Origin of the sequence: Larkinella humicola (assembly GCF_008727875.1) — a bacterium.
Classification (GTDB): Bacteria; Bacteroidota; Bacteroidia; order Cytophagales; family Spirosomataceae; genus Larkinella; species Larkinella humicola.
Genome location: NZ_VTWS01000001.1, coordinates 347,256 through 360,174 on the forward strand (window position 1 = coordinate 347,256; position 12,919 = coordinate 360,174).

The window sequence follows — 12,919 nt, forward strand, 5'->3', positions numbered from 1 at the left end:
ACGAGCGTAATCCTGGATTTTGCCCGTAATTATCAGTAAATTGGTAGCCATTAACAGGCCTCGTTATGTACAACAAAACCATACTGATGCTGGCGGCTGTAGGCTGCTGGTTATCGCTGAATTCGTGTAGCAAGGATCCGGACCCGGTTGATCCACCGGCGGTTACCGGCGGGTATGTCGTCGCCATCCGGGATGTAGGAGCCAGCCAATCAACGGATTATCTGTTGCAAACGACTTCGATTACGAGCGGTACACTCTCGGTAGCCGGACAGGGAATTGCGCAAACGGGAAATCGGACGTACGTGCAGGCCGGTAAAACGGTCTTCAGCATCGGTGGGAGCGGAGCCAACCAGGGAACGCCCTCGGCAGTGGGTTATGTGCTGGATGCCGCGAACAAACTGGTTCAGAAGGGAAGTTTTACCTTCGAAAAATACTTCGACGCGCCGACGGTCATTGATGACAATACGCTCGGCGGTATTCAGATTCCCCGGACGGCAGCCGATAACCGGAGTGCCACATTCTACACGGCAACCGTTGCTACCCCAGCCCTATCGGGTCAGGTGAAAAACTCGCTGGCTCCCCTGTTCAAGGATGATCTGGTGTGGCCGTCGGGTATGCGGGTACGTGACGGAAAAGCGTATGTGTCGTATTACCTCCAGAACCGGACTACGTTGCAGACGGCCTTTACCGATACGGCGTATGTGGCCATCTACAGCTACCCGGCTTTTACGCTGGAGAAAGTCATCAAGGATGTTCGTACGGGACCGGCGGGGTCGTCCAATAGCAGCAATGGCTTGATCAAAACCGAAAACGGCGATATTTATACCGTGGCTTCGTCGGCGTACACGTTTTCACAACGGACCAAACCAGCTGGTTTTCTGCGGATTAAAAACGGAGAGACGGTTTTCGACCCCACGTATTTTTTCAACCTGGATGAGATTTCGAACAACCGGAAAATCTACTATTGCCAGTATCTGGGTAACGGACTGGTGCTGGCCGAAATGGGTCGTTTTCCGACTGTCAACGGGCAGTGGGCCTACGAAGATGTTAATCTGAGCGTTGTCATCATCGACCTGAATGCCAAAACCGTGAAAGAAGTGTCGGGCGGCATACCGGCCCATGCCGGACAAGGGGGCATCACGCTGTCGGTGCCGGTTGAAAACGGAAAAACTTACCTGCCGGTGACGAGCTACACCGAGGGAACCTACATCTGGGAAATCGACATTGCCACCGCCACGGCCAAACCCGGCGCCCGGGTAAATGCCAAATATGTGACGGGGATTTTTAAGCTGTAGGACGGTTTACGGTTTTTTAGTTTACGGTATACGGTGGCTGACGCACGTTTGCAGTGAATGCGTCAGCCACCGTAAACTATAAACTGAAAACCGTTATTTTACCTCCGAAACCACCACAAAATTATCGTTTCGGGTAATGCCATAGAGAATCAGTTTGGACTTCACGCTGCGGTCGATGGCAAAGGCTTGTCCTTCACTGACGGTCGGAATGGTTTTTACGTGTTGCAGCGTAGAGCCACGGTCAGGGAGTTTCAGGACATACAGTTCCGGTTTGTCGTGACCGGTACAGTAAATCAAACCGTCTTTTCCCCAGGTGCCGCCGGACGTACTTTTGGGGGCGAAAGCCTGCAAAACCGTCGCCGGAAACTGCCAGGATTCCAGCCGTTCCCAGTTGGCGTTGAACTTCACCAGCATCGTCCAGCGGTTGTCGCGCCCTTCCGCCGAGGCTTTGTCGGAGTAATTGGCGAAGGCGACCCACCAATAGCCCTGGTAAAAGTCGGCCCAGGTGGCCGAGCCGGGGAGCAATCCGAAGCTGTGGCTACCCGTGTGCCGGAGCGTTTCGGTATCGAAAATTTCGATGGAACTTACCATCGGCACGTCCGGGTAATTGGAATGAACACAGTAGAGTTTCCGGTTGAGGACGATGCCACTGTTCAGGTGTTTCAATAAACCCGTTGTATCCCGCCAGGCGGCCACCTGTTTGCTGTCCGTTTTCGTATGTTTGGTGAGGGAGGTGTTGTTGATGACGTAAAAGTGAGCCGCATCGACGGCGACGCCCTGTTTCACTTCCTTTAACTGAAATCGCTGGATTTCGTGGGCTTTCTGGGCAAAAACCGGGGTGGTGTTGAAAAAAAAGGGGACCAGCAGGAGGGCTAAAAACCGCATGGAAGCAAATGTGGTTACAGATGGCAGGAATAGTGACACCGATGGAAACCCGGTACGCTCCGTTTTTTTACTTACTTTTTTTCGGGAGATACGATTTCGGATCCAGGGCTTTCGGCGACCAGCTCTGCAAAAAATCCGCTACCAGTTTCGGACTGTGGCCTTTTCCCTCTTCCAGATAGGCCGAGTTCTGGGTGTGTAGCCGGTTCCCTTTTTCATCCAGCACCACAAAAACCGGGAAGCCAAACCGTTGCGGGTAGCCCAGTCGTGCCAGGGTTTCCTCGTTCTTGTTCTCCGGGCTGTAGTTCACGCGCAGCACAACATAATTGTCGGTCAATATGCGGTTGAGTGTCGTGTCGGTAGTCGTCAGGGTATGGAACCGGAGACACCACACACACCAGTTGCCCCCGAGTTGCAGCAGCACGTGTTTGCCTTCTTTTTGCGCCTGGGCCACCGCCTGTTGGATGTCCTGCTGCGCATTGGCATTCGGATCATAAATTTTTGGCGCGTCGGCTTTGGTGGTCGACTGTGAATAAACGGCAGTACATGCTCCAAAAAACAGAGCAAAGGCGAGTAGCAGGGTTTTCATCAGATCAGCTAGTTGATCGAAAAAGCAAAGATAAACGCTTTTCAGGTAGCGTGGGGTATCAAAAGAGTAGAGAAACGTCTAAACTATGTGCCTGAACGCAGGGTTAGTGAAGGGTATTGTTACCTGACCAACCGTGAAAAAAGCCATTCCTGTTTTTCAATTAGCATTTCGGGCTTTTTCGGATCTGAAAACGAATGACCCCATTCGCATGGCGGCAGCAACGGCTTTTTTCAGTCTGTTTGCGTTACCGCCCATCGTCATTATCCTGAGTCAGTTGTATGAAGAGTTGTTTGATGAACACGGCCAGCGCTTGAACTACCTGCTGATTCGTAAACTGGCTGAACTGGTTGGTTATCAGAGTGCCCGTCAATTGCAGGATATTTCACGACATCTGCAACAGGAGCGGGCCAACCCGTTCTTAACCGGCCTAAGCATTGTGCTTTTGCTGGGTGCTTCCACCACCTTGTTCGCCATCATCAAGAATTCATTGAATCAGCTTTGGAGGGTAAAAACCATCGCTAAAAGACAGGTTTGGCACCTGCTGGTCGATCGGGTCATTGCGCTGGGCATCATCCTGTTTTCCGGTTTGTTATTCACGGTTTCGCTGGCCATTCGCCGGACGTTACTGCCGCTGAAGGATAATCTGGAACAGAATGCGATGTATGACTGGTCGACAGATGTCGGTCAGCATCTTCTGTCGATTCTGATGCTGACCGTCTGGTTTGCCGTTATTTTCAAGTATTTGCCCGACATCCGCATCCGTTGGCCGGCGGTTTGGGTGGGCGCTCTGGTGACGGGCATTCTGGTCGAAGCCGGAGAACAGGTGCTGGACCGGTTTTTAATTACCAGTTCGGTTCGTTCCCTGTTTGGTGCTTCAGGGTCGATAATGCTGATTCTGCTCTTCGTTTTCTACTCCTCGCTGATTTTTTATTACGGCGCGAGCTTCACCCGCCATTTTGCCCAGTGGATTCATCTGGAAGCCGAACCCGGCGCTCATGCCGTCGCGTATCAAATTACGGAAGTGGATCGCCCGAACGCTGCTGGTCAGGATTTGCAACCGCCGGGCGACCCCGCTTGACCAGCATTTACAACATTACCGGCTGGCCGGTCCGCACCGACTCATCACAGGCAAAGGCAATGCGCAGGCTGTTGACGGCGTCCTGTAGATGATCCGTTAGGTCGATGTTTTCCCGAATGGCTTTCAGGAAATACCGTTGCTCGCGGTTGCAAAGCTCCTGGTGATCGGGCTCATCCTGCATGTCGATCCAGGTGTCTTCCTGCACAAACTGGTCGTTTTGGTCGAGGGGCGCGTGGTGAACCCGGAGGGATTCAGTCTTGGTGTGTGAATCCACGTTATCCGATTTGCCGGCGGCTCCGGCATTTTTCGCTACAATGGAAACGCAGCCTTTCGGCCCAATCACATCTTTGACGAAAAAGGCGGTTTCGCTCATCATCGGTCCCCAACCGGCCTCATACCAACCCACCGATCCATCTTCGAACCGGATTTGCAACTGGCCGTAGTTGTAGTTGCCCGCCGGAATCTCTTCCGTCAGTCGCGCACCGATGGCGTTTACCTGCGTCGGTTTTGAGCGCGTCATCTGGCACATCACGTCGATGTAATGGACGCCACAATCGACAATCGGGCTGAGGCTTTTCATCAGATTCCGGTGGACGGTCCACATGCCGCCGTGGCTTTGCTGGTTCAGGTTCATCCGCATCACGAGCGGTTTGCCCATTTCGTGTGCAATTTCGATGAACTTCTCCCAGGAAGGGTGCTGGCGCAGGATGTACCCAACGACGACTTTTTTGCCCGCTTTTTCGGCGGCTGCCACCACGCGCTCGGACCCTTCGACGGTATCGGCGAGCGGTTTTTCGATGAATACGTGGCAACCGTGTTCGAGCGCCAGAATGGCAAACGCTTCGTGGGTGTCGGGATAGGTCGAAATACAAACGGCATCGGGTTGGGTTTCGGCGAGGGCCGTGGCCAGATCGGTGAACAAGGCGTAGCCACCGCCGAGACGCTCGTTCAGAACTTCCTTGCTTTTGCCGGTAGAAACGATGCCGCAGATTTCAAAACCGTCGTTCGTTGAATACGCTATGGCGTGCGAGGAACCCATGTTGCCGCAGCCGACAACGAGAACCCGCACGGGGGAATTTGGAGTTGACATGGAATAATTGAATTAAGGACGGCAAGTTGGGAAGGGATCGGGAATAAAAAAAGAGATACTGATAACTTGGTTATTCAGACCAAATCCTTAAAACGCCTTCCTGAGTCGATAAATTCGTAGCTATACGGTCAAAATCAATATCGTTGTGAACAACGCTCAGGTTAAAATGAATCGCATAAGCAGCAATTAGACAGTCATTGGGTTTTCAAATGGGAACTCCCTGCTGACGCAATGATCGATAGAGCCCAGCGGCTTTATCTGCCATTCGATAAGGATCAATTCCAGTCTTTCCAGGAAGCTAAAACTGTTCTGAACGAAGCGAAGCTCATTCGGCAATTTTACACCCTGTAACACTTCCTGCCGTATTGGTGGGCAAAGCCAGATAGTCCAGTCTGAAAGAAGAGCCGTATTCAATAATTCAGTTTGAGGACTAATGGTTTTTTCGGAAGTAATTTATCCAGACTGAACTGTCAAACTGTAAATCATTCATTCGGTGAAGTGCGCATCTGATCCAAATCACCTTCCCAGTGAATAGTGCCACGCATCGCGGCTAATTCACGCTTTTTGAGCTTCCGCAAAAATTCATACAAAGCCGTTCGAATCAAGTCTTCAGGCGTATGAATGTGACTGAGTTGCATTGACTCTTGCACTAAATCATCGTTTAACTCGACCGTCGTTTTCATGTTCTGAATACCGGATTTAAACAAAGATAGTTCAACCGCAAGATAAACGTCACGATCAGCCTTACAACCGCCCCAACCGATAATTCAGGCCGACAATCCCCTGCAAACCGGGAAAGGAGTTTTTCCAGTCGGTGAGGCCGATTCCCGGCTGGTGCGAGATGAAGGTGTCGAACAGGAAATAGTCCGTCCGCTTTTGCAAAGCGATGAACTTCTGAACGCCCAAATCCAGATTCCAGCGGGACGAAAACCGGATGTTGATGGCGGCTGTTAGCCCCAAACCCAGTACAAAACCGCTGGCGGTTTGCAGACGCGTCCGCGATTGCCCGTCGGGGAAGGACGAAATCGTGCCCTCCTGCCGGTATTGTGAACCGATCAAATGGGCGCCAATCGGTAAACCTACTTTAGTCGGTTTGCCTGCCCGGCGAATGACGTCGAACCGGGAGCCGACCTTAACGAAGGCACCCGATGTTTTCAGATTGTCGACTCCGCAATCACAGGCATACCCGGAACGAAAACCGCCGAATGGATTGTGGTAGGTGTATCCGGCATTAAACGTCAGCGCCCACTGGTTCAAATTCGGACTCCAGGCGGAGGTAAGTTCCAGCGAACGACCCGGCAGCGTGGCGAAATTGGTCCCTAGCTGCCCCTGCCAGTGTTGGGCCTGGGTGGTATAAACGCCAAAAAGCAATAAACCGGCAAGGGTAAAGGTTTTCATGGGCGAAGCGGTTTTTCTGGGTTAGGGTTTGATTTTTTCAATTACATTGACCAACGTATACCGGATACTGGAACCATCGGCCGGTGGATTTTTGATTTTCTCCCGCTTTACGGTCAGTTTATACTCGAACCCTTCTTCGTACGCAAAACCTTCAATACCCGCGTAGTGATACGTCCAGTTCGGCGCACCGTTAATTTTGACCAACAGGCACTTCATGGGGCCAACGCCCGTGCAATCCTGGTAATGGTCGGCCACCTGCATCGTAATCAGATCGGGTTTGAGGTCTCTTTTGTCACAACTGGAAAACAGAACAATCAAAAACAATAAAAAGAAGCGATGCATGGGAAAAAGGCATTGGGTTGATAAGGACATGCTGTAGTGACCAGTTTGAACCGCGATGCGTTGTAAACCGATGAGAAAAAACTTACTTCCCGGTTTTGAGCAGTTTCCGTTTGAAAAAATCCGCCATAGCGTTGCCGACTTTCAGCGCATTAACATGCCGCATCCAGTGGTGCGTATCGTCCACAATGATCATCGTCTCCATCGGGACGCCCTTTGCTTCCAGCCGCCGGACCAGATCGGTACTCTGGCTGACCCGGACGTTGCGGTCGTCGTCGCCGTGGATGATCAGCACGGGCGAGGTCCAGGTGTTGACCACCGATATCGGCGATGATTCGAACGCTACCTTTGCGGCCAGTTTAGCATCCGGTATCTGTTCGATCTGGTGGGAAACCTGTTCGGTTCGGTCGTTGGTCATGTCATGGACGCCGTGAATATCGACCCCGGCGGCAAACAGTCTGGAATCGTGACCCAGTGCCAAAGCCGTCAAATAACCGCCGTAGGAACCGCCGTATACTCCAATCCGGCTGGCGTCGATCTGGGGTTGCTTCGCCAGCCATTCGCCGGCCGCCCGGATGTCCTGGTATTCGGCCGCGCCATTTTTGCCGCCCCTGGCGGGTTGGTGAAACGCGTAACCGTAGCCAATGCCGAGCCGGTAATTGACCGACAAAACCGCAAACCCGAGGCTCGTCAGATACTGGTTCCAGGCATAGGCATTGGAATAATAATCGGAGTAATTCCAGCCCAGTTGCATCTGGCGCATGGGTCCGCCGTGTATATACATAATCGCGGGTTTTTTGGAGGGTCCGCCTGCCGGTTCAAAAAGCTGGGCGTGAACCGTTACGCCGTCGGCGGCTTTGAAAATGACCTGTTTAGGCGTCACCAACTGACTGGTTGGGAAATTGGCAGGAATCAGATTTTGGGCGAGCAGCCGGGGCGTTCCTTTCGAAAAAGGCATGACGGCGGGCAGCGGGGGGCGTTGGGCCGTCGCGCTTATCAACGCAATTGTCGCCCCGTCGCCCGTTACGACCGGCGTCCATTCCAGCCCGGCTCCGGGCGTCAGCACTTCCAAGGCGGCTTTGTCGACCGGCACCCGAACCACGTGCCGGCGGTCGATGTCCTGTTTGTCGGGGCCGGTGTTACCACTGAAAACGAGCCACTTGCGGTCGGGGCTTAGTTGAATGTGTTCGGCCATGAAACCGCCCGGCGTCAGCAGCAGGGGGGAACCTCCGGTGGAGGGCATCGAATACAGGTGGGGCCAGCCATCCTGGTACGAAAGAAAAACGATTCGGTCGTTGGCGGCCCAGTGCAGGTTGGTGCCGCCGTGGGTGGGTGGCAACGACCCCGCCAGCGTTTTGGGAGCCTGCCAGAGCGGTTGAGCTTTTCCAGTGGCGACATCTGCCGTCCAGATTCCCCAGGGCTGGTGTTTGCGGGCCAGAAGAGAATCGGGTGCGCCACCCGCACCGGCTGTCCGGACGAAGGCAATATGGGTGCCGTCGGGCGACCAGCGGGGAGATCGGTCCCGCGAAAAAGAGGGAGCCAGCCAGTGGATGGGCGTTTCGGAATTGGTGAAAACCCCGACGAAAGCATGATCACCCCGGTTGCAGACGAAGGCCAGCCGCGATCCATCGGGCGACCATTGAATGGAGCCGTTTTCGCCCCGGGCCGTGAAGAGGTTCCTGGCGGGAGAAGACCCGTCAAGAGGGGCTGTCCAGATCTGATTGCCTTTGATAAAAGCGATTTGATCATTCTTGGGCGAAATCAGCGGTTCATCGCCTTCCGACAACGACTTCGGTTCGCCCCCCACAAAGGGAAGGCTCCAGATCTGAACCTTGATGGGGTTGGGTGAGGATGATGGGTTTACCGGCAACGCTTCGTCCCAGTTAGAACCGTGATCGCCACCGCGTACGTAAACGACCCACTTTCCGTCGGCAGAGAGGGTCAGACTGGTAATTTCCTGTCCGTCGTCTTCGGTGTAGTTTGTGAGTTTTCGGGGTGCAAAATCCGGGCCTTCGGCCACATAGACATTTCGTCTACCCTGTTCATTGCACACCCAGGCCAGCCGCGATCCCTGGGCCGAACTGGTGAGGTCGGAGGGGAAAGGATAACTTCTAACGGTTTCTAAACTAAACGATTGCGCCTGTGTGAGGATAGGAAGTACTAGAAGAAGGCAGGCTATAAAGCGAAATAAGGCTGTTTTCATATGCTCGAAAATACGATGTAAAGCGTTATTTCGCAGAGTTGAGCAGAGTAAATCAGAGTTTATCAGAGAAAAAAAAACTCTGTGTACCTCTGATTGTCTCTGATACACTCTGTGAAATAACTTCGAAGTGATGAACAAACCCTTTTGGCGGGGGGTTAACTAAGTCAACGTTACGAGTCGCTTTATCCCCCATTTCGATGAAAACCCCAACCCAATCCATTGAACAGGTAGGCATCAATACCGTCCGGATTCTGGCCGCCGATGCCGTGCAGAAAGCCAATTCCGGCCACCCCGGTTTGCCGATGGGAGCCGCCCCGATGGGCCATATTCTCTGGACGGAAGCCATGAACTACAACCCGAAAAATCCGGATTGGCCCAACCGCGACCGGTTTATTCTGTCGGCGGGGCACGGCTGTATGTTGCAGTATTGTTACCTTTACCTGACCGGTTATGAACTGAGTATGAACGACCTGAAGGCGTTTCGCCAGTTGGATAGCCAGACACCCGGCCACCCGGAATACGGTTTGTCGAAAGGCATTGAAATAACGACCGGGCCGCTGGGACAAGGTTTCGCCAACGGGGTCGGCTTTGCCATCGGGCAATATCACCTGGCCGCCCGCTACAACAAACCGGACTTTCCGCTTTTTGACTATAAAATCTACGCCATTTGCAGCGATGGCGACATGATGGAAGGCATTACGGCCGAAGCAGCTTCGCTGGCGGGGCATCTGCAACTGGGCAACCTGATTTATTTTTACGACGACAACCACATTTCCATCGAAGGCAGTACCGATCTGACGTTTACGGAAGACGTTGCCCAGCGGTTTTTGTCGTACGGATGGCACGTGCAGGTCGTCCCCGATGGCAACGATCTGGAAGCCTTGTACCAGGCCGTGAAAGCCGCGCAGGAAGAAACCAGACGACCGTCACTGATCAAGGTGCGAACGCACATTGGCTACGGTAGTCCGAATAAAGAAGACACCGCAGAAGCGCATGGTTCGCCGTTGGGTGCCGATGAAATCAAGCTGGTGAAGGAAAAATTCGGATTCGATCCCGAAAAATCGTTTGTTGTACCGGAAGACGTGCTACAGTATTACCGGGGAATCGGGAAAGAACGGGCGAAGAAGGAAGACCAGTGGAACGATCTCTACAAAGCCTACAAGGCGAAATACCCCGAACTGGCGGAGGAATATGAACTGGTGAGCAACGGCCAATTGCCGGAAGGCTGGGAGAAGAAAATTCCGGTTTTTGCTGCCGGTGATGAGAAAATCGCCACCCGGAAAGCCTCCGGAAAAGTACTGAATGCCATTGCCGACACATTGCCGCACCTCATCGGCGGTTCGGCCGATCTGTCGCCCTCGACGGATACGGATTTGAAAAATTACCATTCCTTTTCGGTAGAAAACCGGGAGGGCCGCATTTTCCATTTTGGAATTCGTGAACACGCGATGGGCGCGATCCTGAACGGATTGGCGGTTACAAAAGGGATTATTCCGTACGGGGCGACGTTTCTGGTATTTTCGGACTACATGCGTCCCCCGATTCGGTTGGCGGCCATCATGAAAATCCGGCCAATTTTTATCTTTACGCACGACAGCATCGGATTGGGGGAAGATGGAACGACGCACCAACCCATCGAGCAGTTGATGGCACTCCGGGCCATGCCCAATGTGGTGGTGATTCGCCCGGCGGATGCCAACGAAACCGCCCAGGCGTGGCGCGTGGCCATTCAGCATCCCGGTGGACCTGTGGTGATTGTGCTGACCCGGCAGGGATTGCCGGTTATCGATCAGGAAAAATACACCCCGGCGACGGAACTGGAAAAAGGCGCGTATATTCTGTCGGATTCCGAAAAAGAGCCGGATGTGATTCTGATAGGCACCGGTTCGGAAGTTTCGTTGTTGCTTCAGGCACAGGAACAATTGAAAAAAGACGATATTTCGGCTCGGGTCGTCAGCATGCCGTCCTTCGAACTGTTCGACCGGCAGAGTGCGGCTTACAAGGAAAAAGTATTTCCGAAAGCCCTGAAAAAACGGCTGGCAGTAGAAGCCGGTGCCGAAATGGGCTGGTATAAATACATTACCGACGAAGGCGGTATTCTGGCCATGACCACCTATGGCGAATCCGCCCCAGCTGAGGATTTGTTTAAGAAGTTTGGCTTCACGGTAGAGAATGTGGTGAAGCGGACGAAGGCGTTGCTGGATAGTTAAACTTCGATATTTGGTGTTCAACATTCATTATTCGATATTCATTCTGTTAAGTTTTATAATATCGAATAGTGAATGTTGAACACCGAATATCGAAGTAAAGAAAATCGTAAACTGTAATGAAATGAAAATAGGCATTGCCGCCGATCATGGCGGTTTTGAACTCAAGGAAACGCTTCATGCTTTTTTGACCAACCTGGGCTATGAGGTTGTCGATTTCGGGGCGTACCGGCTGGATTCTCTGGACGATTATCCCGATCTGATCATTCCGTTGGCGCAGGCGGTTTCTAGCCAGGATGTGGAGCGGGGCGTGGCGGTTTGTGGGAGTGGCGTGGGAGCGGCCATTGTCGCCAACAAGATTCCCGGCGTGCGGGCCGCATTGATCAACGACCATTTTTCGGCCCATCAGGGTGTGGAAGACGACGATATGAACTTAATTTGCCTTGGCGGACGTATTACGGGAAACCGGGTCGCCGAAGAATTTGTCCACGCGTTTCTGGAAGCCCGGTTCAGCGGTGCCGAACGGCACCTGCGGAGATTGAAAAAAGTGATTGAACTCGAAGGTAAATAGATTCTTAAGGATTGATGGCTGAATGGTTTTGATGGTTAAAAAATGGTTGGCTAACGCGTTCTTTTTTGCGTGCGTCAGCCAACCATTTAACCATCCCAACCATTTAGCCATTAAAAATAATACTTCCAACCATTAACGATAAACCTTAAACTACACACATGGCAACCAATCGCGTAAAACAAATTCATGAGTTTGGTCAGAGCATCTGGCTGGATTTTATTGACCGGAAAATTATGGATTCCGGCGAACTGCAAAAGCTGATCGACGAAGATGGTGTTCGCGGGATTACGTCGAATCCGGCGATTTTCGAAAAAGCCATCAGCAGCAGCTCCGACTATGATGAGGACATCAAAATGCTGGCAAAAGGCGACAAAAGCAACGAAGCTATATTTTACGGTTTGGCCGTCAGCGACATCCAGCGGGCGGCTGATTTGTTTAAGCCGGTGTATGAAGAAGAAATTCGCGGAGCCGATGGTTATGTGAGCCTGGAAGTATCGCCGTTTCTGGCGCTGGATACGGAAGGCACCATCAAACAGGCGCGTGAACTCTGGAAAGCCGTGGATCGTGACAATGTGATGATCAAAATTCCCGGAACCGCGCCCGGTTTGTCGGCCATTCAAACCGCTATCAGCGAAGGCATCAACATCAACGTCACGCTGCTGTTTGGACTGGATCGCTACGAAGCGGTAACGGATGCGTACATTTCCGGTCTGGAAGCCCGCGCAGCCGCTGGTCAGCCAGTCGACGGAATTGCCTCGGTAGCAAGTTTCTTCCTGAGCCGGATCGATGTGATGGTTGATCCGATTCTGGACGAGAAAGGATTGCCCGAACTGAAGGCGCAGGTCGCCATTGCCTCGGCCCGCAAAGCCTACGAAATCTACAAGCGGGTATTCAGCAGCGAACGGTTTGCGAAACTGAAGGAACTCGGTGCGAAACCGCAGCGGTTGTTGTGGGCCAGCACGAGCAGCAAAAATCCGGCGATTCCCGATACCAAATACGTGGAAGAACTGATTGGCCCCGACACTGTGGACACCATTCCGATGGAAACACTGGTGGCCTTCCGCGACCACGGCGATGCGCAAAGCCGCCTGGAAAACGATCTGGACAAGGCGACCGAAATTCTGGAAAAACTCAAAACGGCGGGCATTGACATCGACGAAATCACCCAGAAACTGGAAGACGAAGGCATCGATAAATTCAACAAGCCGTACGAAAAACTGCTGGCGGCCATCGAAACCCAGAAAAAATCGCTCGAAACCGCCTGATA

Annotated in this window: 12 protein-coding genes and 1 pseudogene; 5 read left to right on the top strand and 8 right to left on the bottom strand. The window is 52.7% G+C overall.

Annotated features, from left to right (window positions below; all coding sequences use genetic code 11):
• Positions 1–65 precede the first annotated feature (65 nt).
• Positions 66–1,295: a DUF4374 domain-containing protein gene (locus tag F0P93_RS01580; protein ID WP_150874627.1), complete on the top strand. Its 1,230-nt coding sequence runs from the start codon at positions 66–68 to the stop codon at positions 1,293–1,295.
• Positions 1,296–1,388: 93 nt separating this feature from the next.
• Here F0P93_RS01580 and F0P93_RS01585 read toward each other — a convergent pair whose 3' ends face one another.
• Both F0P93_RS01585 and F0P93_RS01590 read right to left on the bottom strand, forming a co-directional pair.
• Positions 1,389–2,180, bottom strand: a complete 792-nt coding sequence (locus F0P93_RS01585) for a hypothetical protein (RefSeq protein WP_150874628.1) — start codon at positions 2,178–2,180, stop codon at positions 1,389–1,391.
• 67 nt (positions 2,181–2,247) lie between these two features.
• Complete coding sequence (locus tag F0P93_RS01590) at positions 2,248–2,766, bottom strand: thioredoxin family protein (protein ID WP_150874629.1); 519 nt, start codon at positions 2,764–2,766, stop codon at positions 2,248–2,250.
• Between the two features lie 133 nt (positions 2,767–2,899).
• On the opposite strand from F0P93_RS01590, the gene F0P93_RS01595 reads away from it, so the two are divergent.
• Complete coding sequence (locus F0P93_RS01595) at positions 2,900–3,844, top strand: YihY/virulence factor BrkB family protein (RefSeq protein ID WP_225309329.1); 945 nt, start codon at positions 2,900–2,902, stop codon at positions 3,842–3,844.
• A gap of 7 nt (positions 3,845–3,851) precedes the next feature.
• Here F0P93_RS01595 and F0P93_RS01600 read toward each other — a convergent pair whose 3' ends face one another.
• The 6 genes and pseudogenes from F0P93_RS01600 to F0P93_RS01625 form a co-directional block, all read right to left on the bottom strand.
• Entirely contained in the window at positions 3,852–4,934 is a 1,083-nt protein-coding gene (locus F0P93_RS01600) for a Gfo/Idh/MocA family protein (protein ID WP_150874630.1), read from the bottom strand.
• 70 nt (positions 4,935–5,004) lie between these two features.
• Positions 5,005–5,127: pseudogene (locus F0P93_RS31985) on the bottom strand (hypothetical protein); the annotation flags it as partial.
• A 289-nt stretch (positions 5,128–5,416) separates the two neighbouring features.
• Positions 5,417–5,617 carry a type II toxin-antitoxin system VapB family antitoxin gene (locus F0P93_RS01610; protein ID WP_150874631.1) on the bottom strand — a complete coding sequence of 67 codons (201 nt, stop codon included), beginning with the start codon at positions 5,615–5,617 and terminating at the stop codon, positions 5,417–5,419.
• A gap of 61 nt (positions 5,618–5,678) precedes the next feature.
• Positions 5,679–6,332, bottom strand: coding sequence for a hypothetical protein (locus tag F0P93_RS01615; RefSeq protein WP_150874632.1), 654 nt, complete (start codon positions 6,330–6,332; stop codon positions 5,679–5,681).
• Positions 6,333–6,353: 21 nt separating this feature from the next.
• Positions 6,354–6,674, bottom strand: a complete 321-nt coding sequence (locus F0P93_RS01620) for a DUF4377 domain-containing protein (protein WP_150874633.1) — start codon at positions 6,672–6,674, stop codon at positions 6,354–6,356.
• An 82-nt stretch (positions 6,675–6,756) separates the two neighbouring features.
• Entirely contained in the window at positions 6,757–8,874 is a 2,118-nt protein-coding gene (locus F0P93_RS01625; protein ID WP_150874634.1) for a S9 family peptidase, read from the bottom strand.
• Positions 8,875–9,071: 197 nt separating this feature from the next.
• Between F0P93_RS01625 and tkt the strand changes: the two genes are divergently transcribed.
• The 3 genes from tkt to tal all read left to right on the top strand — a co-directional run bounded on the left by tkt (position 9,072) and on the right by tal (position 12,917).
• The gene (gene tkt / locus F0P93_RS01630) at positions 9,072–11,084 is read left to right on the top strand and encodes a transketolase (RefSeq protein ID WP_150874635.1); all 2,013 of its coding nucleotides are present in this window, start codon (positions 9,072–9,074) and stop codon (positions 11,082–11,084) included.
• A 121-nt stretch (positions 11,085–11,205) separates the two neighbouring features.
• Positions 11,206–11,652: an RpiB/LacA/LacB family sugar-phosphate isomerase gene (locus F0P93_RS01635; RefSeq protein ID WP_150874636.1), complete on the top strand. Its 447-nt coding sequence runs from the start codon at positions 11,206–11,208 to the stop codon at positions 11,650–11,652.
• A gap of 158 nt (positions 11,653–11,810) precedes the next feature.
• Positions 11,811–12,917, top strand: a complete 1,107-nt coding sequence (gene tal / locus F0P93_RS01640; RefSeq protein WP_150874637.1) for a transaldolase — start codon at positions 11,811–11,813, stop codon at positions 12,915–12,917.
• The last annotated feature ends 2 nt before the right edge of the window (positions 12,918–12,919 follow it).